Genomic DNA, 25,196 nt, shown 5'->3' with positions numbered 1-25,196 from the left:
GTCGGCCGTCCCTGCTGTCGCACAGGGCGCGGCCGTCACGGATGCCGAGTATTGTCGCCGGAGGGAACATCGGCGGCACTCCGATGCAACTCAGCCTGGAATCCTGACTGTTGAGAGTTGTGCGCGACAGCTTGAGCCAAAGGTGGGAGTACTGCGGAGAGCGTGTCATGTGAGGCGGGAACGGTAAAATTTACGGTATGAACGCACGTCTGGCTCTGCTCGGCACTGTGGACCCCGGCGTCACCGAGAGCGAAGTCTTCCGGCTGGCACTGCAGCACGCGGTGGGCGAGCTGGGTGCGCTCGGTGGAGCGATTCATCTGCGTGGCCCGATGTCCGCGCTGCGGCTGGTGTCGTCGACCGGTCTGCCTCCCGCCCTGACCCGCCCGTGGGAGATCATCGACCAGGAGGGCCCGACGGCCCCGGCCAAGGCACTGCACCAGGGCAGCGGTGTGTGGGTTCCGGTGGAGCCCACGCCCGTGAGCGGGTCCGCGGGCCCGAAGCTCTCCTGGCCCGGCACCGGTCTGGCCGCCGTGCCGGTGTCCGGCGGGGACCGGAGCATCGGTGCGCTCACCGTCCTGATGGGCGAGCAGGGTGAGCCCACACCGCGGCAGTGGGCCTTCCTGCGGGACCTGGTCGCCTGGACCGAGGAGCGCATGAGCCAGGCGCCGCCGCCCTCCGGCCCCTCCAGCGCGGAGCCGGCCGGCCACCGTGACCGGCTGCGGCAGGCGCTGAAGGAGGTCAGCGTCGGTTCGTGGGACTGGGACATCCGCAGCGGTGAGCTGATCTGGGACGAGGCGGCCCTGGATCTCTACGGCACACGCCCCGAGGACTACACCGCGCGGGTCGAGAACTGGATGGTGTGCGTCCATCCCGACGACCTGCCGCCGACGCTGGACGCGGTGGACCGGGCGATCCGCGAGCACGACGTGTTCGAGGCGGAGTACCGGGTGCGCCGCCTGGACGGCACCTACGGCTGGACCCGGGCCCGCGGCCGGGCGACCTACGACGAACAGGGCGAGCCCCTCCGGATGATCGGTGTGGGCTGGGAGAGCAACGAGTCCCGGTCCGCCCGGGACTCCCTCAGCCGGGCCCTGCGCCATATGAGCGACGGCTTCCTCGCGGTGGACGACGACTGGCGGATCACCTTCGCCAACCTGGAGGCGGAGCGCACGCTGGGCCTGTCCGAGGAGGAGCTGTTCGGGCGCCTCCTGTGGGAGCTGCCCACGGTACGGAGCGTCCCCGGCCTGGAGGACCGCTGCCGCAAGGCCGCGGCCGAGGAGACCCCGGTCGGTTTCGACGCCCAGTTGGAGGGCACCGGACGCCGTCACCATCTGCGGCTGGTCCCGGGACCCGACGGAGTCACCCTCTATCTCACCGACGTCACCGAGAAGCGCCAGCACGAGGAGGAGCGCAGGGCGTCCGAACTGGCCGTGGCCCGGCGCGCGGCCCGGATCGGGGAGCTGACGGCCGCTCTCGCCAAGGCGACGACCTCGCAGGACGTGGTGGCCGCGGTCGCCCGCCGGGTGCTGCCGCCGTTCGCCGCCACCGGACTTCTGGTGCAGGCCATCGAGGGCGACCGGCTGCACACCGTGGGAGCGGACGGCTACCCGGAGGAATTCCTCGCCGTCGTCGACGGCAGCGCCCGGACCCCCGGCGAGCCGTCCTGGGACGTGATCGCGTCCGGCGTGCCGCTGTTCCTGTCCTCGGTCGGGGAGTACGCGGCCCGCTACCCCGAGCTGGCCGCCAGGCCGTCCAGGGCCGAGAAGCAGGCGTGGGCGTTCCTGCCGCTGACGGCGTCCGGCCACACCTTCGGCGTCTGCGTCGTGGCCTTCGACCACCCCCGCCGGCTCACCGACGAGGAGCGCACGCTCCTCTCCACGATCTGCGCCCTCGTCGCCCAGGCCCTGGAACGGGCCCGGCTCTTCGACGCCGAGCACGACCGTTCCCGCGAACTCCAGCGCAGCCTGCTCCCCCGGGCGCTGCCCGAGCTGCCGGCGTGCACCGCCGCCGCCCGTTACCTCCCGGCTGGCCAGGGCATGGACGTGGGCGGCGACTGGTACGACATCATCCCGCTCTCGGGCGGCCAGGTGGCCCTGGTGGTGGGCGATGTGATGGGCCACGGTCTGCCGGAGGCGGCGACGATGGGCCGGCTGCGCACCGCGCTGCACACTCTCGCCGACCTGGAGCTGCCGCCCGACGAGATCATGAGCCACTTGAACGACCTCGTCGCCGGGATGGGCGAGGAGTCCTACGTGACCTGTCTGTACGCGCTCTACGACTCGACGACCCAGATCTGTTCCATCGCCGGGGCCGGTCATCCGCCGCCGGCCGTGGTCCATCCGGACGGCACGGTGCACTTCCCCCAGCTGTCGGCCGACCCGCCGCTCGGCGCGGCTGAACCGCCGTTCGAGACGGTCGAGTTGAAGGTGCCGGAGGGCAGTCTGCTGGTCCTCTACACCGACGGTCTAGTGGAGTCGTCGAAGCGCGAGATGGACGAGGGCATGTCGGATCTGGCGCGGCTGCTGAGCGCGGCGCACCGGTCCGGCGCCGGCGCGGAAGCGGGCTCCGAGCGGCTGGAGCTGGAGCGGCTGTGCGACACCCTCACGGCGGGTCTGCTCCCGGCCGAGCATCCGACGGCCGACGACGCCGCTCTCCTCGTCGCCCGGCTGCACGCCCTGACCCCCGACAGGATCGCCTCCTGGTCGCTGCCCGAGGACCCGCGAGCGGCCGGCCAGGCCCGCCGTCATGTGCGGGAGCAGCTGACCACCTGGGGTCTGGAGGATCTGACCCCGACCACGGAGCTCCTGGCCAGCGAGCTGGTGGGCAATGTGGTGCGGCACGCCAAGGGCCCGGTCAGCCTGCGGCTGCTGCACGGTGCCGAGCTGATCTGTGAGGTCTTCGACGGCAGTCTGACGATGCCGCGGATCCGGCGCGCCACGGACACGGACGAAGGCGGGCGCGGTCTGCAGCTGATCACCGCCCTCACCCAGCGCTGGGGCACGCGGTACACGTCGACGGGCAAGTGCATCTGGACAGAGCAGGCGCTGACGGCCTCGGGCGCCCGGCAGGAACTGCCGGGCGACGCCCTGGAGTTGATGTTCCCGAGCGTGGAGGACTTCACCGGGGACCTCGACTCGCTGCCCTTCGGGGACGAGGGCTGACGGGCACCGTCGCAAATCGGCCAGGCTCCCGCCCTTCACAACGTACCCATGGGTAACGTGAGTTGGAACTGTTACTTTCCCCTTTCAAGATCCCCGGATCCTTCGCACGTCCCCACTCACACTCCCCTGCGCCGAGGCCGCCATGCCCAACTCCCCCGCCATCGACCACGCGAGCGGACGCCACCGCAAGAGCAGAACGGTCAGTCCGATGTTCCGCCGGGCCGCCGTCATCGCGGTGACCGCCCCCGTCGCCGGGACGATCCTGTTCGGCACGTCCGCGTTCGCCGCCGGGCAGACCGCCGCCACGCTGGACCCCGCCGAGCAGCAGATCGCAACCAACCTCGACACCCGTATCCAGGACACCCGGCTGGGCACGACACTCAGCGGTGTGGTCATCGACGCGCAGTCCGACAACGTCGTGTGGGGCCATGACGCGACCACCGCGCTGATGCCGGCGTCCAACACCAAGCTGGCCACTTCGACCGCCGCGCTCACGGTCCTCGGTCCCGATCACCGCTTCACCACGAAGGTCGTCTACGACGCCGGCACCCTCACCCTGGTCGGTGGCGGGGACCGCACCCTGACCTCCGCCGACCTCGGCGCGATGGTCACGACCGTCGTCGCGGGCCTGAACAACGCGGGCCTCACCTCGGTGAAGGTCCAGGTCGACGACAGCCTCTTCCCCTCGCCCTCCCTCGCCATCGGCTGGAACGACGGCTACTACCCCGACTCCATCGCTCCCGTACGGGCGTTGGTGGTCGACGGCCACCACGTCACGGACACGTCCCTGGACGCCGGACAGACCTTCGCGAAGCTCCTCGCCGCGCAGGGTGTCACGATCACCGGCAGTGTCGCGCACGGCGTCGCGGGCACCGGAGCCGTCCCCGTGGCGGAGCACCAGTCCGCGGCGCTGTCCACCATCGTGGAGCACATGCTCAAGGTGAGCGACAACGATATCGCCGAGACCCTGCTCCGGATGACGGCGCTCGCCTCCGGCCGCCCGGCCACCTTCGAGGACGGTACGGCGGTCGTCCGCCGGATCCTCACGCAGTACGGCATCTCGCTGGCCAACTTCGAGATCCACGACGGCAGCGGGCTGTCCCGCTCCAACCGCATTCCGGCCCAGACCATCGCCGACATCCTCGACCTGGCCGACGACCCGGCCAACGCCCCGACCCTCAAGTACATCATCGACGGACTGCCCGTCGCAGGCGAGGCGGGTTCGACGCTGGGGCCCGAGTGGGGCCGGTTCGACACCGCCGACTCCCAGTGCGCCGTCGGCAAGGTGATGGCCAAGACGGGCACGCTCACCGGCGCGATCGCGCTGAGTGGACTGACGAAGGCGGCGGACGGGTCCTGGAAGATCTTCTCCTTCATCGAGAACAACTCCACCGCCGACCCCGCCGCCACGAAGGACGCCCTCGACGGCCTCGCCGCCACCGTCAACGGCTGCTGGGCGTAAGGAAGTCCGGGCCGTCGGCTACGGCGCCGTGAAGAGCCCCGGAAAGCGCGGACCGAGCCACGGTCTGCGGCCCCAGACGATCACCTTGGCGCGGGCCATGGTGGCGGGGGCGCTCCAGCGGCCGAGGGCGAGGAGGAGGAAGGCGACGGGGTCGATGGTGATCGTGCAGTCGGGGCGCCGGGGCGGCTCGTCGCTGACCGTGGGGACGCCTTCGGCGAAGCTGACGGCGAAGCGGTCGCGGCCGGTCCGTACCACGTAGCACGCGTGGTGACCTGCCGCGGCGGCGCTCACCACGCGCGGCATGGCCAGCCGCAGGAAGGGCAGCGTGAACGGGACCACGTCCCGGCTCACCATGTGCGGCCGACGCAGCGCGACCGCGATGTCGTAGCCGTGCCCGAGCAGATGCGTGAGCAGGTACGAGCCCAGGGTGGCCAGATCCATCGGTCCCATCGGCGTCAGCACCTGTTCCTGCGGAGAGCGACCGGCGGTGTCCCTGACGAAGGCCCGGGCCTGGTCCGCTATCACCGTGCCGAGGACCACCGGATCCCGCTCCGGAAAGGCGGCCAGGGACGCGCTGTTGGCCGCCGCGAGCCCACCGGGCGTCCCGTCGCCGTAAGGCCGAACCTTGCCCGCCCCGATGTCCCGCATCAGCTTCCCCGCCAGCGCGAGATGCGCGGCCGCCTCCCCCACCGTCCACTCGGCACCCGGCAGCGGCGTCCGCGGGTCGGTCCCCGCCGGGAGCAGCGCGGCGATCCGGTCGGCGGTGGCGGTGATGGCTCCTTCGACTGTCATGCACGGGATCGTGTAGGGACCCGGCCGCGGTGTCCAGTGCCGGACCGGGACCGTCCTGGAGACGGCTCGTCAAGAAGGCGCCGCGAAGACGCCCCCCCTTCAAGAAAAATAGGGGGGCGCCGATTTCACGATTCGAGCAGGGTGGCACTCAGACGAAGACGGCCTTGATATCGCCGCCGAAGTAGCCGCTGCCCGCATAGGCCCATGAGGTGTTGGGCGCGTTGACGATGTTTCCGCCGATCGTGGTGCAGCCGCCCTCGTTGCACGCCGTGCCGACGACGTAGTAGCGGCCGCTGCTACAGCTGACCCCCACGTACTTGCCGTCAGAGGTACGCGAGGTCGTGCACGTGATGTTGGCCTGGTCCGACTGAGCGGCAGCCGGGGTCGCCAACCCGATCGCAGCCACGGAGGCGACGGCGCACAGGGTTGCCGCGATGCGTGCCCGAGTCTTCATGATGGATCTTCCTTTCACGAGGAGGGATTTCCGGTCGGCCGGGATCTGTCAGCAGTTCTCTGTCCAGTGGACCCCGTACCGGGGAGCGCCCGGATCCTGCGAGAAAGCACCCGCGTCGTGCCATTTCGAGATGCCGTCGTCGTCCAGGAAATTCACGACGCCGCGCGCATGGTGTTGCCGGGGCAGAGAGGATCTTGTTCACGGACACCTGTGTGCCGCCCGTCGTGGACACGTAGGTGTCCGGGCGGGTCCGCTCGCGCCGACGGCCGCTCCGGTCGCCGACGCGAGCATGAAGAGACCCATCGCGAGGACGGTGGTCAGACCGCGTCTCGCTCCGTTACGCATTGCCATAAGACCGCTGCCCCCGTGCTGTCCCGCAGCAGGAATTCGATCCGCTCTCCCGGACATCGTTCGTGAGAAGGCATGGTCGTCTCAACCAATTCGACGCTCGTCGAAAGCTGTGGCTTCCGGGCATCGCGTGTGCTGTCCGGGGTGGAACAGCGATCTCGCCCCCCTGCCACCGGAGTCAGCGGCCGAGGGCTTTCAGCACGTCCCCCAGTCGTTCCACGGGCTCAGGGCCGATCATTCGCAGCACCACCGTGTCCGCTCCCGCCGCTTCCAGTTCGCGGACCCGTCCGGCGGCCTGCTCCGCCGTACCGGAGACGGTGTACACCTGCTCCGCCGGCCGGCCGAGCCAGGCGCCGTGGCCCTCGGCATGAGGCCGCAGCTCCTGCTCCACCTGTTCGGCGCTGTCGCCCACGCAGCAGAAGGCGAACACCGTCATGGTGTGGTCCGCGGAGGCACCGCCCTTTTCGACCGACGCCCGAGCGCTCTTCACATCGGACGGCCCGTGCCCCTCGGCGATCACCGTCCCGTCCGCGACCCGCCCGGACAGCTCCAGCGAGCGGGGACGCACCACACCAGCGACCACTGGCGGCGGCTCCGTCGGCGGATGGACCAACTGGACGCCGGCCAGCCGCACTTCCTGCCCTTCCATGACGACGCGCTCCCCTCGGAGCAGGGCGCGCACGGAGCGGATCGTCTCCTCCAGCAGGGCGAGCGGTGACCGCGCGACCGCGTCGACGTCGGCCATCCACTCGGCCACCCCGTGCCCTGTCCCGGCGACAAGCCGGCCGGGGAACACCCGCGCCACCGTGGCCACCTCCATCGCCAGCAGTGCCGGACTGCGCAACGGGGCCGGCATGATCCCGATGCCCACCCGCAGCCGTCGTGTCGCTCCGAGCGCGATGGACGCAGCCGATATCCCCGCGTTCCACCCCAGATCCTCGACCACCCAGAGATCGTCCACGCCCAGGGCCTCGACCTGCCGCGCGAATCCGGGCAACTCCTCCGGAGCCCAGTCGCGGTTGTACATCACACCGATCCGAAGCTGTGTCATGAGGTACGGCCTCTTCCCATCGTGGCGCGCCGCCGATCTTGCATGCGCATCAACACTTTCCGCGATCGCCGGCCTGGGTGTCTACGGCCTCGATGTCGCCAGCGCCGAGATGAGCCCCTCGGCCAGGAGTGTGGTGGGGGCGGCCTCGCCCCGCTCCGTAGTGGCCCGTACGACGGCCCGGAGTTGGGCGGCGGGAAACGTCCCGGCGTACGCCTCGCACCCGTCGCTCGCGTACGCCCGTGCCAGTGCGGGACCGAGTGCCAACGCGTGGGCCTCGGCGCAGGCCCGCGCGTTCGCGTCGCTGCTCAACTGCGCGTACTCGTGGCCGTAGCCGTCCGCCTCGGTCGCGGAGAAGCCGTTGGCCAGCGCGTAGTCGCGGGCGCCCGTGTGGGCCTCGGTGTACGCGCCGGCCCGGTCGTAGGCCGCGTCGTAGAGGTGCAGGAGCATGGGGGTGAGCGCTGTTCGCCAGGTGTCCTGGTCCGGCGTTCTGCCGCGCGCCGCCGCACGGTGCAGGTCTCTTGGAGCCGCGAACACGGCGGCCTCCCCCTCCTGCGCCGCCTCCGCGAGGAGCGGCAGGACCGTCTCGGCCTGCCAGACATGGACGGCGAACAGGCTCACCGCGTCCGGCACTTCGTCGAGAAGGCCGTGCAGACGGGCCGCCCAGTCGTCGTGGATGTCCGTCGGCAGCTGCGACTGGAGTTCCGTGGCGACGTGCCGCAGCCAGGCCGGAGCGATATCGGTCGTGGGCATCGCTCAGGCCCGCAGGGAACTGCCGTTGACGGCCACGCGGCGGCCCTCCCGGGTGTGCGGGAAGTAGTCCCAGACGGCGTGGTGCTGGACGCTGCGGTTGTCCCAGAGGACGAGGGTGCGCTCCTGCCAGCGGACCCGGCAGTGCAGCAGCGGAGTGCGGGCTATGTGCGCGTACAGCAGGTCGAGGAGGGCGTCGCTCTCGGCGCGGGACAGCTGGGTGATGTGGGAGGTGTAGGGGCCGTTGACGAAGAGCAGCTTGCGGCCGGTCTCCGGGTGGCGGACGACGACCGGCTGTTCGGTGCGCGGTACGTCGTACTCCGGCGGCGGGGTCTGTCCCGCGGCGGTCCAGGGGAGGGCTCCGTCGTGGAGAGCGGTGAGGCCGTCGAGGAAGCCGCGCATCGCGGGTGAGAGCAGGTCGTAGGCGAGGTGCATGTTGGCGAAGACGGTGTCGCCGCCGCTGCCGCCCTCGGGGACGGTCGTGATGTAGAGCAGCGAGCCGAGGGAGGGTTCGGGGTCGGCGGTGCCGTCGGCGTGCCAGCCGTTGCCGGCCACGGCCCGGGACTCCTTGGTCGCCTTGATATCCAGGATGTACGGATCGGATCCCTCGGGTGCGAGGGCGACGGGGTGCAGTTCGCCGAAGACGCCCGCGAACCGCTTGTGTTCCTCGGGGGTGATGTCCTGGTCGCGGAAGACCAGCACGTGGTGGGCCTGGAACGCGTGCTTGAGTTCCTTCTCCTGCCGGGGTGTCAGCTCCTGGGACAGGTCGAGGCCGGTGACCTCCGCGCCCAGCAGCGGGGTGATCGGGGTGACGGACAGGGTGTCGTAGGGCTCGGCGGGACGGGTGGTGAGCCGTTCGACGGCCTTGAGCGCGTAGTCCTCCATGGGGGACCTCCTTGGTGTCGGTGGGGGGGGGTGCGGGACGGGGGACGGAAAGGGGATGCTCACAGGCCTCGGTCGAGGAGTTCGGAGACGACGAGGCGGCCGAAGGCGAGGTTGCCGTGGATGGTGTCGTCCGGCTGGCAGAAGGCGGAACGCTGCAGGCCGGTCCCGTCGGTGACACGGGTCCGCAGGTCGACCAACTCGGCGCCCCTCGCGATGAGTTCGTCTACGAGGACGTCCTGCGCGGCGAGGAAGACGTCCGGGTCGGACATGCCGGGCACCCGCTGGGGCGGCAGGGGCGCCAGCACGCGCAGTCCCAGGGCGGCGGCGAGGTCGTAGAAGGCGAGCGCGCCCCGGGCGGTCGCGCGGATCAGGTCGGCGAAGAGGCCGCTGCGGAGGAAGGGGACCGGGACGGTGCCTTGCCGGTCGCGGTAGAGGTCCCAGTTCTGCCGGGTGGCGACGGTGTGGGCGCTCAGCCCGAAGGTGCACACCAGCGGCACTTGTAGTCCGGCGAGCGCGGGCACGTCGAGGGCGTCGAGGAACTCGCGGTACAGCCGCTGCGTCTCGGCATGCCGGAAGGTGAGGTCGGTGGTGTCGGCGTCGAAGAAGGGACCCAGGAAGTCGCGCCCGGAGCCGACCGGACCGCCGGCGAAGGGCAGACCGGCCGCCTGGGCGGCGCGGCCGACGCAACCGGCGTGGGAGTCACCGAGCAGAAGGAAGCGGGCGGGGGTTGTAGTAGTCGAGCACTGCGTCGTCACACCTGTTGTCCTCTCCGCCGTCGACGGTGTCGGGGGTGGTAGGGGTGGTAGGGGTGGTGCGGGCGACGGCCGTGTCGGTCCGGCCCTGCACGGCCTCGAAGAAGTGCCTCATCACGAAGGCCACCCCGTCGGGACTGACCGTGCGGAGGTTGGGTTCGTAGAAGGCCGCCCGGAAGGGGTATCCGGTGACGATCTCGTACGACGGGAAGTAGTCGACGTCGGCGCTCTCGTCGGCGAGTTGGCCGGCCGCCGCGCGCAGGACGGACTTGGAGTGGGTGGTGGCGACGAGGGCGTGGCGGCCTGTGGCGGTGGCCGTCAGGGGGACCGGGGAGACGGTGAGGACCATGCGCAGCCGGGAGTTGACACTGCGGGCGAGGGCAAGCACGGACGTCAGGTCGGCATGCACCTGGGCCACCGTGTGGTTGCGCAGGACGTGCCGGACGGGGTCGAAGGTGCCGCGTACGGTTCCGGGGCACATCGGCAGCACCGTGCCGGTACGGGTGTCGTGCCAGGCCTCGGTCAGACCGAGGGTGAAGACGAGGAAGTCGGCCTTGGTGAGAGCGGTACGGACGGCGGTGAGGGTGGTGTCGCGGGAGCTCAGCAGGTCGCTCGGCGAGGCGAAGCCGTCCGGTTCGACGGCGGGCCGGTACGGGTCGTGGAAGGCGCCGTCCTCCGCCCAGACCTCCTCCGGCGGTTTCTCCTCGTCGAGCGCCCAGGCGATCCACTGGCGCAGTGCGGCGGCGGTGTGGATGTTGCCGGTCCGGAAGGAGAAGCGGCGGTAGCCGCGCGCCGATCGCTCCGCGCGGGTGAGACCCGGCGGCGGCGGTTCGGCGTCGTACCAGTGCATGCCCTCCTCCAGGAGGGCCCGTCCGATGTGGGCGGCGAAACAGGACCCGGCGGTGACGACGGGGTCGTCCTGGCCGATGGTGAACTTCGGCGTCCACAGGTCGGTGATGTCGAGCGGGTCGGGTTCGGCGACCGCGGTGCGCCAGAAGGACCGCTCGGGGAGCCGGGTGTAGGGGTGCTGCACGGTGGCCTCCTCAGGATCGTCCGGCGGGGTGGGGCAGCGCGCCCTCGGAGGGGGCTGCCGCGAGTGCGGCGGCGATCGCCTGTACGTGGGGTTCCGCCACGAGTTCGTAGTGGGTGGCGTCGAGGTGGTGGAGGCGGTAGGGGCTGGGCAGATGGGCGTCCCATGCGCCGGGCCCGGTCGGTTCCGGGGTCACCAGCGCTTCCTCCACCGGGCGTTGGGCGAGCCATACCTCGGTGGGCGTCCGGTGCAGTCGTGGCAGCCGGTGTGCGGCCATGGCCGCGAGGTTGGTGCGGCAGCAGTGTGCGAGGCGTTCGGCGTAGGCGCGGCCGGACTCCGAGAGCGGTCCGCCGCCGTTGCCGCTGAGCTCGCGGGCGAACACGGCGTCCATCTGCTGTTCGTCGTAGGCGGCGAGGCGTTGGCCGGCGCCGGGTGGCGGTGGGTCGAGGAGGTGGACGGCTTCGACGGGTCCGCCCTCGGCCTCGGCAAGTGCGGCCATGGACAGGGCGGTCCAGGCGCCGAACGACCAACCCGCCAGGCTTAGGCGGTAGTTGGATTCCGGGAAGGCCGCCCGGACGGCCTCCAGGTAATGCGCGGCACGGTCGGCGATCGACCGGGCGGGCAGTCCCGGGTCTCGCAGTTTCGGGTCGGCGATCAGACAGACGGTCGACTCGGCGGGGAGGGCGGCCACCAGCGGGCGGTAGGCCTGGATGTCGCCGCCGACCGGATGCACCAGGCACAACACGTCCGGGCCGGGCCCTCGTTGCCACACTTCAACGGCCACCGAGGCGGACGCGCGGCGCGTGCCGGTGTCGAGGTGACCGAGGATCTCGGCGAGGCTCACCCGGTGGCTGAGCCGGGCGAGGTCGATGTCGGTGCCGTGTCGGCGTTTCACCTCGTCGATGAGTTCCAGCAGGGTGAGCGAGTCTGCGCCGAGGTCGTACAGCGCCGCTTGGGGGTCGACGGTGTCCACGCCGAGGAGGTCGCGCAGGATCTCGGTGAGGTCGGCGGCGGGGTCGGCGGGGGTGGGGTGCGTGGCGAGCACCGGCCTGGAGTCGGTGACGGATTCGTGCTCGTGCTCGTAGAAGTAGTGAGCCTCTGCCAGGGGCGTGGTGTTGACCAGCAGGTGCGGCAGCTGCAGGTGCAGGGCCCGGTCGAAGACCGCCGCGCCCTCCTCGGGGGCGAGTGCCGCCCTCAGGTGCTCCTGGTGGCGGGCGTCGGCGGTCAGGGCGTGCTGTGCCATGCCCACCTCCCGCCAGGCGTCCCAGCCGATGCTCATGCGGACGGTGGCGTCGTCGGCGCCGGGGGGCGTGTGGTGGGCACAGGCGTCCAGGCAGGCATTGGCCGCCGCATAGTCGAACTGCCCGACTCCCCCGAACCGGGCGGCCATTGACGAACAGTACGCCGCGTAGTCGGGGTCGTACTCGGCGATGATCCGCTCGACGAGCAGGGCGCCGCGCAGTTTGGCTGCCGTGGCACGGCGGGCGGTGGCGGGGTCGCGGCGGACGAGAAGCCCGCCGGCGGCGGTGCCCGCGGCGTGGACGATCCCGGCGAGACCGTCGAGGTGCGGGGCCAGCCTGTCTACGACCGTGTCCAGGTCGTCGGTGGCGAGGTCGGCCGGTACCAGCGTGACGCGGTCCCGGTGTGCGCGCAGCGCGGGCGGTGTCGCGGTCCCCCGGGCGACGAGGACCACGCGGTTGCCGGGGTGTTCCAGGAGGCGGGCGGCCAGGGTGGTGCCGATGCCGCCGGTGCCGCCGAGCACCAGGTGGGTTCCGGGAACGGCCGTACGGACGGCGGCGGTTGGGGGTTCGGGGGCGTGGACCGGCTGGAGGGTGCGCCGCCACCAGAAGCCGTCGCGCAGGCCTGTCGACGGGTCGGTGATCGTGTCGTCCAGGAGCAGGTCCGGCAGCTGGGCCGCCCAGTCGGCCGGGCGCGGTCCGGGCAGGTCGGTCCAGCGCAGGGTCACGCCCAGTTCCTGCCGGGGCACTTCGAGGGCGGCGGCGAGCAGGCCCGCCTCGGGGATGCGGACGGGGCCCGTGACCGGCTGCGCCCCCTGGGACAGCAGCCAGGCGCGGGGCCGTTCGGCCTCGGAGACCTGGGCGAGGGCCCGGGCGAGTGCCGCGACGGTGTCGAGGCAGGCCCACCGGGCCGTCTCCAGTGCGTGGTCGTCGAGGCTGCCGTCGAGGGTCAGGGGAAGGGTGTGCAACCAGTCGACGTCGGGGCCGGTGCGCCGGGTGATCTCCGCCAGCACGAGGGCGAGTTGATCGGTATCGGCGGGATCGGCCTCGTAGCGGTCCTCGTCGAGCCGGGTGAATCCCTGCCCGGCGCGCACGGTCACCACCCGGGCGTAGTGCCGTTCCAGGAACCGCCACGCTGTGCCGTCCGCGTCCGGCGCGGTGACCACTACGGCGGTCCGCCGTGGCTGGTGGGCGCCGGTGCGGGCGCGCCGCAGACGTGTCCACAGCGGCTGGTGCAGCCACTCGCTTTCGGGCAGTCGCCGGAGGGTGGCCGACCGCGCGGAGTCGGGCTCGGCCTCGTCGGTTCCGGGCGAGCACCGGAAGTCGTACTCCGCCGTGTCGAAGGCGGGCGGCGGGAAGTCCCAGGGCGCGGGTGCGGGTCCCTCGGGCCATACGAGGGTGTGTCCGGCCGTCCATTCCTCGGCGAGGACGTGGGGATCCCGGTCCGGTGCCGCAACCCCCGTCTGCACGAGCGGCTCAGTGATCTCCCCGTGCGCACCGAGCAGGTCGAGCCACGTGACGGCGGAGGCGACATCAGGGCAGACGGCCGCCGCCCGGTGGCCGAGGGCGGCCCGTCCGGCCTGGAGGTGGCGCAGTACCTGCGGGTAGGTGTCGGGGTGCGCCCTCAGATAGGCGGCGATACGGCGCCCGTCCGCGCGTACGGCGGACGCCGAGCCGCCGGACAGCACCAGACACGGCACCGGCTCGGACGGACCAGGGCCAGCACCGGGATTCGTCGACTCCCTTTGTTCCAGCAGCAGATGGGCGTTGGTCCCGCCGATGCCGAAGCTGCTGACGGCGGCCACTCTCGGAGTGTCGGACGGCCAGGGTTCGGCGGTGACCGGTATGCGGAACGGCCCGTCCTCGATCCCGGGGTTGAGGCGGTCGAACTCCACCGTCGGCGGAACGATCCCATGGTGCACGGCGAGCACGGCCCGCACCAGGCCGACAACGCCCGCGGCGGCGCCCAGGTGCCCGATCTGGCTCTTCACGGAGGACAGTGCCACGCGTGCGTCGTCGGCGAGCCCGTACGCCTGCCGCAGCGCGGCCGTCTCCACCGGGTCCCCCAGCCGGGTACCGGTCCCGTGCGCCTCCACGTAGCCGAGTTCGGTGCCGCTACGGCCGCTGCGGTGCAGGGCGGTGCGGATCGCGGCGCGTTGTCCGGCCAGGGCGGGGGCACTGTAACTGAGCTTGTCCGAACCGTCGTTGTTGATGCCGGAGCCGGTGACGACGGCGTACACGGTGTCGCCGTCCCGGCGGGCGGCGGCGAGCGGTTTGAGGACGACGACGGCGGTGCCGCTGCCGCCGACGGTGCCGGCGGCGTCCGCGCTGAAGGGCCGGCAGTGGCCGTCCGGCGAGAAGATGTGCTGCGGCCGGTAGGTGTAGCCGTCGCTCAGGTCGGTGTCGACGAGGACTCCGCCGACGAGCATCACGTCCGCGTCGCCCTGCCGGAGCATCCCGGCGGCCACGTGTACGCCGACGAGGGAGCTGGAGCACGCGGACTGCACGGTGAAGGCGGGCCCGGTCAGTCCGAGGTGGTAGGCGGCCTTGGTGGCCAGGAAGTCCTTCTCGTGATGCAGCGCGAGCCGGAAGGAGTCGGGCAGTTCGGCCGGTTCGGCCTCGCGCAGTATGCGCTGGAAGTAGGTGTTCTCTCCGCAGGCTGCCAGGAGTCCCACCCGGTGGGCCGCCGGGTCCGCGATGCCCGCGTGGGCGAGTGCCTCGACGCAGTTCATCAGGAGCTGTCGCTGCTGCGGGTCCATCAGCCGGGCCTCGTGCGGGCTGATGGTGAAGCGGTTCGGGTCGAAGGCGAGCGGGTCGGCGAGCTGACTGCGGGCGCCGACGCGGCCGTCGGTCGTCGGGAAGTGCTCGATGCCCCGGCGGCCGGAGACGACCAGGTCCCAGAAGGCGGCCAGGTCGGGGGCGCCCGGCAGTCGTACGGCCATCCCGATCACGGCGATGGGTTCGCCCACGGGTCGCGGCGCGTCAAGGACCATCGAATCCGTGGTCTCCGACGCGCGTCCCTCGATGAAGCGGGCGAGTGCGCGGAGGCTGACGTGTTCGAACAACTCCGGTACACCGAAGACGAGTTGATCCTCGCCCGCGCAGCGGAGCTGGAAGCGCATCAGGTCCAGGCTGGTGGCGCCGGCGTCGAAGAACCGCTGCTCGACACCGATCGCCCTGCCCGTCACCGTCTGGAAGAGATCGGCCAGACGTGCTTCGAGAGGTGACAGGGTGGCCCGGGCGACCGCGCCGGCCGGGCGCAGCTCGCGGCCCTGGACGGTGAGCGCCGCCCGGCGGTCCAGTTTGCCGCTCGGGGTGCGCGGCAGTTCCGTCAGACGGCGGAACCGGCTGACGCGCACATAGGCGGGCAGCAGCCCCGACAGATGGTCGGCGAGGTCCTTCGGGTCGGGGTCCCCGCCCCGGCATTGCAGACAGGCCACCAGCAGGCCGTCCGCCACTGCCGCGGCGGCGTTGGTGATGCCGGGGTACTGCAGCAGCGCGGCCTCCACCTGGCCCAACTCCAGCCGGTGTCCGCCGAGTTTGACCTGGCTGTCGTCGCGGCCCGCGTAGTGCAGCAGGCCGTCCGTGTCGAAGCGCGCGAGGTCTCCGGTGCGATAGAAGGTGCCGAGGTCGGGGTCGTCTGTGAAGCGGTCGTGATGCGTTGTGTCGTCGCCGAGGTAGCAGCGGTGGGCCATCAGGCCGCCGATCAGCAACTCGCCGGTGACGCCCGGCGGGACGGGGTGGCCGTCCCCGTCGACGACCCGCAGGACGGCGTTCGCGACCGGATGTCCGATCGCGGGCCGCAACGGCCAGGCAGCCGGATCCCCGTCGAGGCGGAGGCCGCTGACGACATGGGTCTCGGTGGGGCCGTAGTGGTTGGACAGGCGGGCGTCCGGCAGCCCGGCGAACCAGCGGCGAATCGCGTCCGTGCACACCAACTGCTCCCCGGCGGTGACGACTTCACGCAGCCGGGACGGAAACTGCCCGGTGCGCACGCCGTGTTCGGCGAGCAGTTGCAGGGCGACGTACGGCAGGAAGATCCGCTCCGCTCCCCCGGTCTCCAACTCCCGCAACAGGGCCGGGACGTCGTGCCGCCAGGCGGGTTCGACCAGGCGCAGCAGCCCCCCGGAGCACAGGGTGGTGAAGATCTCCTGGAAGGAGACGTCGAAGGACAGCATGGAGAACTGCTGGGTGACGGCGGGTCCGCGCAGGCCGCCGTCGGTGCGCTGCCAGGTCAGCAGGTTGCACAGGGTCCGGTCGAAGACCTGGACGCCTTTGGGCTCGCCGGTGGAGCCGGACGTGAACAGGGTGTAGAGCGGACGCGCTCCCCGGTGCGCGGGAGTCCCGGGCCCGGCGGCGGTGGCGACGTCGGCCAGGGTCAGGACGTGACGCGGCAGGCTCGTCGGCGCGAGCGCGGCGACGGCGTCCTCGTCCTCCGGCGCCACGAGGACGCACAACGGGTCGGCCCGGTCGAGCACATGGCGCAGCAGGGGCGGTGGATAGGCGGGGTCGAGCGGTACGACGGTGAGGTTGAGCCGGGCCGCCGCCAGGAGGGCCACGATGTGTTCGGCGGAGGGCCGCAGATGGAGGGCAACGGCTGCCGGGGCGGCGGGATCGGCCGGGAGACGGGCGGCCAGCACGGTCGCCAACCCGGCTGCCCGCGCATCGAGTTCGGCGTATGTGAGGCACAACTCGCCCGTGGTGACGGCCGGTTCGTGCGGTGTGCGGGCCACTTGCCGGGTGAAGCCCTCGGCGACGGTGGCGAAGTCCGCTGCCCGCGTCGGGCCTTTGCCGTGGTCGGGCAGGGTGCGGCGACAGGTGGCGACCAGTTCGCGCAGGGTGGTGTCGGTGTCGCCGGTCAGGTGGTCGAGGGTCTGGCGGAAGAGTCGGGCGGCAGCCCGGGCGCGTTCGGCGCCGAGGTCGTCGCGGTACTCCCACAGACAGTCGAAGCCGCTCTCGTGCTCCACCACCGACAGGGTGAGGGCGCATTTCGCGCCGAGCGGCTCGGGCCACAGCGGCCGTACGTCGCAGCCGGCCAGCCGCAGCGCGGAGAAGTCGGTGTTCTCCAGCACGAACAGGTAGTCGAACAAGGGGGTCCGCTCGCCGAAGGCGCGGTCCGCGAGGACGTCGGCGAGGGCGACCTCCTGGTCGCGCAGAACGGCGCTCACCGCGTCGGCGTGGGCCGAGAGTTGAGAGTCCAGGGAGCGGTGCGGGTCCAACGGCAGGTCGAGGAGCACGGTGTTGGCGAACATGCCGACCGTGTCGGCGAATTCGGGCCGGGGGCGGTTCGCCACCGGCGTGGCGATCAGCGGGCGGCCCTGCGCGGTGACGCCGTAGACACTCGTGGCGAACGCGGACACCAGCAACTGGAAGCGGGTCAGACCGAGTTGTGCGGCGCGCCGGTCCAGCGCACCGCGGCGGACGACATCGAGCGTGGTACGCAGCAGGCGGGCCCGCGGCGCGTCGGGAACCGGCAGTGCGGGTGACGGTTCGCCGTCGCACCCGTAGTGGGAGCGCAGCCGCGCGCGACGGTCCTGATAGGCAGTGCTCGTGTGCCAGCCGCGCTGCCAGTGGGCGAAGTCCAGGGGCGTGTGGGACGAGCCGTCGGCGATGCCGGCGCCGGCGAGGTCACGGAAGAGGAGGTTCAGCGACCAGCCGTCCACGGCGACGTGGTGCAGATGCAGCAGGAGCACTCCGCCGTCGGTCTCCGGCACCCAGGCCGCCCGCAGCATCCGGCCCTCGGTGAGGTCGAAGCGGCGCTCGAAGAACCGGTCGGCGGTGTCCTGCCACTCCTCTCCGGGGTGGGCTTCGAGGCGTTGCCACGGGTCGTAGGGATCACCGGTCCGCTGGAGCAGCCCGTCCGGAGTGGGGACCAGCCGGGTGCGCAGGGCGACATGACGTTCCACCAGAGCACGCACCGCTCGGTGCAGGACCGCCGTGTCGACGCGGCCCCGGACCCGGAAGGCCAACGGCACGTCGTAGGACCGGTCTTCGGGCGCCCGCCGGTGCAGGAGCCACAGCCTCTCCTGCTCACTGGTGGCCGGCGCGGTCGTCTCGCCGGCGGGGTCCGGTACGGGTGGGTGTTCTCCCACGGCCGTGTCGGCGGCGTCGACGGCGTCCGCGAGGGCGGCGAAGTCGGCGCGCAGGACCAGGTCGTGCGGGAGGTCGACCGCGTAGCGTTCGAGGATCTCGAAGCGGAAGCGCAGCGCCTTCAGCGAGTCGCCGCCGCTGGCCGCCCAACGGTCCCCGGGGCGCAGCCCGTTGACGGAGAGGATGTCCTCCGCGACCTCCAGCACCCGCCGCTGTCCGGCGCTGACGGGTGGGGTGTCGCCTTCGGGCGTGCCGCGCCACGGGGTACGGGCATCGCGCAGCAGGGCCTCCCGGTCGACCTTCCCGTTGGCGTTGCGCGGCAGTTCGGCGACGAGATGGGTGTGGTGGGGGCGCATGTACGAGGGCAGGGTCGCGGCGAGGTGGCGGTCGTAGGTGTCGTAGGAGAGTTCGTCGCCCAGGACGAGGAAGGCGAGCAGTTCGTTGCGGTCCTCGGCGTCGCGGCGGGTGCACACATAGGCCTGGCGGACGGTGGGCTGGGCCAGGATCTGCCGTTCGACCTCGCCCGGTTCGATGCGGAAGCCGCGCACCTTGACCTGGCGGTCGGCCCGGCCGACGTAGGTGATGCGGCCCTCGCTGTCCTGGCGTACGAGGTCGCCGGTGCGATACCAACGCCCTTGCGCCGCCCGCTCGTTCGGTAGCCGTACGAAGCTGTGGGCGGTCCGCTCCGGGAGGTTGCGGTAGCCGCGCGCCAACGCGGGGCCGGACAGCCAGAGTTCGGCCACCTCGCCCGGTTCGGCGGTGCGGTCGTCCTCGGTGCGCAGGAGTAAGCCGGTGCCGGGGAGCGGGGTGCCGATGGGGATCGTGTCGCCGGCGAAGCAGCGTGGGATGGGGTGGCACAGGGCGAAGGTCGTCGCCTCGGTCGGCCCGTACACGTTGTGCAGGACGGTGCGGGCCGATGGGTTGGTCTCGTACCAGCGGCGGACGATACGGGTGTTGAGCTGTTCGCCGCCGACGAGGACCTGTCCGAGGGTGGCGAAGCAGTCGGGGACCTGCTCGACCACCGCGTTGAAGAGTGCCGTCGTGATGAACAGCGTGTCGACGCGGCGTTCGACGAGCGCCCCCGCGAGTCCGGGCGCGCTGTGCACCTGGCTGTCGTCGAGTACGACGCAGACGCCGCCGGTCAGCAGCGGGACCCACACCTCGAAACTGAGCGCGTCGAAGGCGGGGTTGGCCAGGCAGGCGAAGCGGGTGCCGGGCCGCAGGTCGAGATAGCCGTCCCGGGCGAGTCGCAGCACTCCCTCGTCGGTGACCTCCACGCCCTTGGGGTGCCCTGTGCTGCCGGAGGTGTAGAAGACGAAGCCTGTGGCGGCGTCTCCGGGGTGTTCCTCGGACACTGCGGGCAGGCCTGTGCCGTCACCGCCCAGGAGCAGGTCGACGTCCAACACCGTGAGGTGCGCGGGCAGTTGGGGACCGCCCCCATGAACCACGGCGACGGCGCCCGAGTCGTCGAGGATGTGGCGCTGCCGGCCGGGCGGGCTGAGGCGGTCGAGGGGGACGACGGTGGCTCCGGCGCGGCGGATGCCTAGCATGACGCACACCAACTGCCAGGAGCGCGGCAGGTGTACGGCGACCGCGTGTCCGGGGCGTACTCCGGCCGCGCGCAGTCGCGCCGCCACCAGGCCACTGGCCCGCACGAGTTCCGTGTAGTCGAGGACCCGGCCGCCGTCCTCGACGGCGGGGGCTGAGGGGGTGCGGCGGGCCTGGGCGAGGACGGTCTCGGCGAGGGAGGCGGACCGTGCGGGGGCCGCGTCGAGTGGTGCCGGGGAGATGGTGCGGGCGGGGCGGAGGTCCATCACGCCTCCCGTGTCGGCAGGGCCGACTGGGCGGTGTGGTGAGCCAGTTCGGCACCGAGCAGGGTGCCGACCCGGGCCGCTCCGACGCCCTCCAGGATCTCCCAGTGGTCGCACTCCAGCGTCTCCACCCGGAACGCGCCCTCGGCGCGGCGCCGCCAGAAGGCACGGACCTCGGCGTGGAACGGGGTGTCGGTGCCGTCCGGCACGGCCTGGGCGAGGACCAGACGCGCCGGAGAGGCCGCCGGAAGGTGCTCGCGGGCGGTGAGCCGGTTGTGGTTGTAGAGGTGGAAGTAGCGGTCGATCTGGGCGTCGTCGATGCCGGGGTACATCCCGTTGAACCTCACGAGTTTGTCGCGGAACTCGGTCGCGTCGACGGCGCCGATCTCCGCACGGGCGGTCGCGTCGTCGGTGGCCTGGGTGTCGAGGAGGACGACACTGACCGCACGGTGTCCGGCGGCCGCCAGCAGGCGTCCCATCTCGTGGGCGACGAGGCCGCCGTAGGACAGGCCGGTCAGGACGAGGGGATGGTCTCCGAGCGGCTCCAGCAGGCGCAGGTATGCCTCGGCCATGGCTTCCACGCTGGGCAGGAGCGCCTCGTCGGGATTGACTCCCGGGGACTGGATGCCGTAGAGCCCGACGCTTTCGGGCAGGAGGGTGGCCAGGGGCAGGTAGCAGAAGGCGGTGCCGCCTGCGGGGTGGACGCAGACCACACGCGGGCCGGTGCCGGAGCGGAACTCGATGAGGCTGCCGGGGGCGCGGGCGGTGCCGTCCTCGCGGAGCAGCGCGGCCAGGGCCTCGATGGTGGGGCGTGTCATCACCTCGCCGACGGGGAGTCGGCGGCCGAAGGTCTCGGTGACGGCGTGGGCCATCTTGATGGCGGACAGTGAAGTGCCGCCGATCTCGAAGAAGTTGTCGCTGACGCCGATGTCGGGGTGGAGCAGGACCCGTTGCCAGATCCGGTACAGGCCGTGTTCGACGTGGTCGCGCGGGCTGGCCGTGTTGACCTGGTCGGAGGTCGACTCCTGGGCCTGGCGCAGGAGTTGGGGCCGGTCGAGTTTGCCGCTGCGGTTGAGCGGCAGGGCTTCGAGGTCGAGGAAGACGGCGGGGATCATGTAGTCGGGCAGCCGGCGGGCAAGGGCGGTGCGCCAGTCGTGGGCGGTGCGGGCGGGTGCCGTGCCCCGGCCTGTTCCGGCGATGAGGCGGGGCTGGCCCGTCGCGTCGTGGTCGACGAGGACGGCTGCTTCCCGTACGCCGGGCAGGGCCATGAGCGCCGCCTCGACCTCGGCGGGCTCGATCCGGAAGCCGCGCAGTTTGATCTGGTCGTCGGCGCGTCCCATGAAGTGGGCCTGGCCGTCCGGCAGTCGGCGGGCGAGGTCCCCGGTGCGGTAGATCCGCTCGCCGGGCACGAACGGGTCGGGCAGGAAGCGTTCCTTGGTGAGGTCGGGACGGCCCAGATAGCCGCGGGCCAGCGACGCTCCGCCGAGGTAGACCTCGCCCACCACCCCGGGCGGGACGGGTTCCAGGCGGGCGTCGAGCAGGTACATCCGGGTGTGGGGCAGCGGGCGGCCGATCGGGCACGGCCGTTCCAGCGGGCGGGGGTCGTAGTAGGCGGTGCTGTACAGCGTCGCTTCGGTGGGGCCGTAGCCGAAGCAGATCCGCAGGCCCGGAAGGTGCTGTGTCATGCGGTGGAGTGCGGCTTCGGTGAGCGACTCGACACCGGTGAGCAGCTTGCGCAGGGGCAGGCCGCGCAGTCGTACGGTGGGGTCCTCGTCGATCCACTTGACGTAGGCGGGCGGCAGGAACGCCTGGGTGACCTCGTGTTCGCGCATCCACGCCAACAGCGCCTCGGGGTCGCCGCGCAACTCCTCGGGGACGACGTGCAGTTCACCGCCGGTGGTCAGGGGCAGCAGCAGTTCGTGGATCGAGGCGTCGAAGCCGATGCCGGACCAGGCGGAGCCGGTCTCGCCGGGGGCGGTGCCCATGCGGGCGTGCCAGGTCGCGAACAGGTTGAGGACACTGCGGTGTTCGACCGCGACGCCCTTGGGCCGTCCCGTGGAACCGGAGGTGAAGATCACGTAGGCCAGCTGGTCGGGCGTGTGGGCGATGTCGGGCAGTGGTCCCTGCCGGGCCGCTCCTTCGGCCTCCATCGCTTCCAAGTCGAGCCATTCCGGGGCGCGTTCGGATCTGTCGTGGTCGCTCAGCACGAGGGGGCAGGCGGCGTCCTCGATCATGCGGGCGAGGCGTTCGGCCGGCTGGCCCGGGTCGAGCGGGAGGTAGGCGGCGCCCGCCTTGAGGATGCCGAGGATGCCGACGGCCAGATCGCGGGAACGTTTCGCGTGCAGGCCCACCACGTCGCCGGGGCGGACTGACCGGGCGACCAGGGCGTGCGCGAGGTGGTCGGCGCGGCGGCCGAGTGCCGCGTAGTCCAGCGAGCCGTCCCGGTCGACGACCGCGGTCTGTGCGGGGCGTTCGCGGACCTGTGTCTCGAAGAGTTCGACGAGTCCGGACGCCGAACGCACGGCGGTCTCCGCCGGGTCGGGGCGGGCGGCGGCGGACCGCGTGCCGTCGCCGTCGAGGTCCCCGTGGCCGTCGCCGTCGAGGTTCCCGTCGCCGTCCAGGAGCACCCGTCGGCGTTCCTGCGGGTTCATCAACTCCAGCGCCCTGATGTCCCGTTCGGGGTGGCGGACCATGTCGGTGAGCAGCCGGCGGAGATGGCCGGTCCAACGTCCGGCGGTGTCGGGGTCGATGAGCGCGGTCGCGTAGTCCAGGTGTCCGGTGATGCGGCCGTCGGACTCGGTCGCCGACAGGGCGAGGTCGAACTTGGCCGGGGCGTGGGCGATCGGCAACGGCTCGGCCTCGACTCCGGGCAGGTGCAGCAGACCCCGCCGGTCGGGCTGCCAGGCCAGCATGGTCTGGAACAGGGGTGTGCGGGAGGCGCTGCGGGGCGGGTTGACGAGTTCCACGATGCGCTCGAAGGGCAGGTCCTGGTGGGCGAGGGCCTCGCGTACGACGGCGCGGGTGCGGGTCAGGGCCTCGGCGGCGGTGGGGGATCCGGAGAGATCGATGCGCAGCGGGAGGGAGTTGACGAGGAAGCCGATGAGGCCGGCCGCTCCCGGGCCGCGCCGGCCCGCGAACGGGCTGCCGACAACGATGTCCTCCTGCCCGGAAAGCCGCGAGAGCAGAATCGCCCAGCCGGTCAGCAGTGCCACGTAGGGGGTGGCGCCGTGCCGTCTCGCCAGGCCGCGGAGTCCGGCGGCGACCTCGGCGTCGAGGGTGAACTCGGCCCGGCCGCCCGCGTATTGCTGTTCCGGCGGCCGTGCACGGTCGGTGGGCAGTTCCAGGACGGGCGGGGCGTCGCGCAGCGCGCGCCGCCAGTAGTCCTCCTGAGTGCCGAGGTCGGCTTCGCGCTGGGCGCGCGCATGGTCCGCGAACTGCACCGCGAGGGGCGGCAGGGGGTTCGGGGCGCCCTCGCCGAACGCCTCGTAGAGCTGCCCGAGTTCGTCCATCATGACGTTCATCGAGACGCCGTCGTAGATGCTGTGATGGAACGTCAGGAGCAGTATCTGGCGTTCGGGTCCCGTGGCGAGCAGGCGGCCTCGGCCGAGCGGGCCCGCTTCGAGGTCGAACGGCCGTTTCGCCTCGTCGAGTTGGCAGAGGGCCACCCGTGCGTCCGCGTCCTCGACGGCGGTGAGATCTTCGCGGGTCAGGGTGAATCCGGTACCCGGTGGGTCGATGTGCTGGTGCACGTCCCCTTCCGTGGCCACCAGCCGTGTCCGCAAGGTCTCATGACGGTCCGTCAGCGAGTCGAGGGCGCGGGACAGCAGGTCGGTGTCGAGCGGGCCGGTCAGGGTGAAGGCGATCGTCTCGTTGTACGCGGCGTTCGCGCCCGGCAGTTGGGACAGGAACCACAGCCGCTGCTGGGCGAACGAGGCGGGCCGGACGCGCGTCCCTTCCGGGCCGTGCGGGGGTGTTTCGGTGGACGCGCGGACAGCGGGGACAGGGTGGGGCGTGTGGTGCACCGGCGGTACCTGGCCTTCCCATCGGTGTGGGGCTGGGTGACATCGGGGCGCGACAGACCGGGATCACCGGGCTGTCGACGGTCCGGAAAGGGCGCGTTCACCATCGGGCGGACAGCGCGGGGAGGCCGCGCTCGCCGTCGAGCGGGTGCCGTGAGGGGGAGTGGCGGGCGCGGGGCCTGCGGCCGGGTCGCGCGGGGTGCCGTCACCGCTGAACGCTCACCGGCGGACGAGGCACACATCAGGTCGTCGACGAAGGGGGGCGGTCCATGGGCGAGGCGGTCGAAAGCGGCCCGGAGATTCGACAATTCGATACCCGAAATCGCTGGCCAATTACCTCGTCACATCATTTTCCTACTCTCTCGGATTCCCTTTCGGAACTCCGTGACGTGGTCGTAATCATCAATCACAGGATCCGGGCATGTCAACACTTGATATTTCCCGGCGCCACACTCCGACGTCACCTCGAAAAGGAATCCCGCGAAACTCTCATATAGGAAGAACTCCTGCACACCGTCACACAACTTCCCCTACAGGAAGGCGAATCGATGGCACAGGCGGCCACGCAGGCAAAGAGGCCCACCTATTTCGGCAGTCGAACCGAATTGAATGTTTGAAAGCCGCGCCGCTCGGCAGGGATGTCAGAATGGCCGCGCGCCGACCGGAAGCGGAACCCCTGCGGCGGAGGTCGCGAAATGCTTCCGCCGTTGTCGGCGTTCCGGTACCGCGCCTTGCCCTGTCGGCCCGGATGCCGAGATCAGGCAGCAGGAAGCCCCCGTCGGCGTACAACGAGGGCTCATGCAGGATCGAGGCCGGCGCACACCTGCCGACGGGCATCCGTCACACCCCGGCAGCCTTCCCCTCCGTCGGCCGGACGAGCCGCTCGTCCGGGATGACCGCGACACCGAGGATCTCGATCATCGCCTCCGGCTGCCAGAGCGCGGTGGTGCCGATGCCCGCCATCGCCGGGTAGACCGGGCCCGCGAGCTCGCGCCAGACCTTCCCGATCTCCTTGCCGTGCGCCTGGTAGTCGGGGATGTCGGTGAGGTAGATCGTCAGGCTGACCAGGTCCTCGGGGATGCCGCCGGCGGCCCGCAGCGTCGTGAGCACGTTGCCGAACGCCTGCCGGAACTGCTCGACGATGCCCCCGGGGACGATCCGCATGTCCGCGTCCAGGGCCGTCTGTCCGCCCAGGTGGAGCGTGTTGCCGCTCAAGGTGCCGTGCGAGTAGCCGCTCGGCGCGGGGAGCGAGGGCGGGTTCACCGGGATCGGAGTCGTCATTGCGGGTTCCTCCTCGGACGGGCTGGTGCAGGCAGCGTAACCCATCTATTGACTGTTTTCGACGGTCGTGAAAAT

At 71.6% G+C, this 25,196-nt stretch carries 12 protein-coding genes; 2 read left to right on the top strand and 10 right to left on the bottom strand.

Features of this window, described 5'->3' with window-relative positions:
* The first annotated feature begins 197 nt into the window (after positions 1–197).
* Together AB0I51_RS11990 and dacB are read left to right on the top strand one after the other, a co-directional pair.
* On the top strand, positions 198–3,161 hold the full coding sequence (locus AB0I51_RS11990) for a SpoIIE family protein phosphatase (RefSeq protein WP_362973940.1): 2,964 nt from the start codon (positions 198–200) through the stop codon (positions 3,159–3,161).
* 142 nt (positions 3,162–3,303) lie between these two features.
* Positions 3,304–4,623: a D-alanyl-D-alanine carboxypeptidase/D-alanyl-D-alanine-endopeptidase gene (gene dacB / locus AB0I51_RS11985; protein WP_362973938.1), complete on the top strand. Its 1,320-nt coding sequence runs from the start codon at positions 3,304–3,306 to the stop codon at positions 4,621–4,623.
* 18 nt (positions 4,624–4,641) lie between these two features.
* Here dacB and AB0I51_RS11980 read toward each other — a convergent pair whose 3' ends face one another.
* The 10 genes from AB0I51_RS11980 to AB0I51_RS11935 all read right to left on the bottom strand — a co-directional run bounded on the left by AB0I51_RS11980 (position 4,642) and on the right by AB0I51_RS11935 (position 25,121).
* On the bottom strand, positions 4,642–5,415 hold the full coding sequence (locus AB0I51_RS11980) for a maleylpyruvate isomerase family mycothiol-dependent enzyme (protein WP_362973936.1): 774 nt from the start codon (positions 5,413–5,415) through the stop codon (positions 4,642–4,644).
* Positions 5,416–5,563: 148 nt separating this feature from the next.
* Positions 5,564–5,869 (bottom strand): hypothetical protein, encoded by a 306-nt coding sequence (locus tag AB0I51_RS11975; RefSeq protein ID WP_362973934.1) that lies wholly within the window; start codon positions 5,867–5,869, stop codon positions 5,564–5,566.
* Positions 5,870–6,395: 526 nt separating this feature from the next.
* Entirely contained in the window at positions 6,396–7,268 is an 873-nt protein-coding gene (locus AB0I51_RS11970; RefSeq protein WP_362973932.1) for an LLM class flavin-dependent oxidoreductase, read from the bottom strand.
* A gap of 81 nt (positions 7,269–7,349) precedes the next feature.
* Positions 7,350–8,018, bottom strand: coding sequence for a hypothetical protein (locus AB0I51_RS11965; protein WP_362973930.1), 669 nt, complete (start codon positions 8,016–8,018; stop codon positions 7,350–7,352).
* A gap of 3 nt (positions 8,019–8,021) precedes the next feature.
* Complete coding sequence (locus AB0I51_RS11960; RefSeq protein WP_362973928.1) at positions 8,022–8,900, bottom strand: TauD/TfdA family dioxygenase; 879 nt, start codon at positions 8,898–8,900, stop codon at positions 8,022–8,024.
* 59 nt (positions 8,901–8,959) lie between these two features.
* Positions 8,960–9,655 carry a hypothetical protein gene (locus tag AB0I51_RS11955; protein WP_362973926.1) on the bottom strand — a complete coding sequence of 232 codons (696 nt, stop codon included), beginning with the start codon at positions 9,653–9,655 and terminating at the stop codon, positions 8,960–8,962.
* Entirely contained in the window at positions 9,600–10,685 is a 1,086-nt protein-coding gene (locus AB0I51_RS11950) for a GSCFA domain-containing protein (RefSeq protein ID WP_362973924.1), read from the bottom strand. Before AB0I51_RS11950 ends, AB0I51_RS11955 begins: the two co-directional genes overlap by 56 nt.
* Before the next feature lie 10 nt (positions 10,686–10,695).
* Positions 10,696–19,824 (bottom strand): amino acid adenylation domain-containing protein, encoded by a 9,129-nt coding sequence (locus AB0I51_RS11945; protein ID WP_362973922.1) that lies wholly within the window; start codon positions 19,822–19,824, stop codon positions 10,696–10,698.
* Positions 19,824–23,843, bottom strand: a complete 4,020-nt coding sequence (locus tag AB0I51_RS11940; protein ID WP_362973920.1) for an amino acid adenylation domain-containing protein — start codon at positions 23,841–23,843, stop codon at positions 19,824–19,826. Before AB0I51_RS11940 ends, AB0I51_RS11945 begins: the two co-directional genes overlap by 1 nt.
* 837 nt (positions 23,844–24,680) lie before the next feature.
* Positions 24,681–25,121: a RidA family protein gene (locus tag AB0I51_RS11935; RefSeq protein WP_362973918.1), complete on the bottom strand. Its 441-nt coding sequence runs from the start codon at positions 25,119–25,121 to the stop codon at positions 24,681–24,683.
* Positions 25,122–25,196: the final 75 nt, after the last annotated feature.

The sequence above is a fragment of the Streptomyces sp. NPDC050549 genome (assembly GCF_040655035.1).
Classification (GTDB): Bacteria; Actinomycetota; Actinomycetes; order Streptomycetales; family Streptomycetaceae; genus Streptomyces.
This window is presented reverse-complemented; position numbering and strand designations above follow the sequence as displayed.

Coding starts and splice junctions, on each gene's coding strand:
- AB0I51_RS11990 (WP_362973940.1), top strand. CDS start 198: ATGAACGCACGTCTGGCTCTGCTCGGCACTGTGGACCCCGGCGTCACC.
- dacB (WP_362973938.1), top strand. CDS start 3,304: ATGCCCAACTCCCCCGCCATCGACCACGCGAGCGGACGCCACCGCAAG.
- AB0I51_RS11980 (WP_362973936.1), bottom strand. CDS start 5,415: ATGACAGTCGAAGGAGCCATCACCGCCACCGCCGACCGGATCGCCGCG.
- AB0I51_RS11975 (WP_362973934.1), bottom strand. CDS start 5,869: ATGAAGACTCGGGCACGCATCGCGGCAACCCTGTGCGCCGTCGCCTCC.
- AB0I51_RS11970 (WP_362973932.1), bottom strand. CDS start 7,268: ATGACACAGCTTCGGATCGGTGTGATGTACAACCGCGACTGGGCTCCG.
- AB0I51_RS11965 (WP_362973930.1), bottom strand. CDS start 8,018: ATGCCCACGACCGATATCGCTCCGGCCTGGCTGCGGCACGTCGCCACG.
- AB0I51_RS11960 (WP_362973928.1), bottom strand. CDS start 8,900: ATGGAGGACTACGCGCTCAAGGCCGTCGAACGGCTCACCACCCGTCCC.
- AB0I51_RS11945 (WP_362973922.1), bottom strand. CDS start 19,824: ATGGACCTCCGCCCCGCCCGCACCATCTCCCCGGCACCACTCGACGCG.
- AB0I51_RS11935 (WP_362973918.1), bottom strand. CDS start 25,121: ATGACGACTCCGATCCCGGTGAACCCGCCCTCGCTCCCCGCGCCGAGC.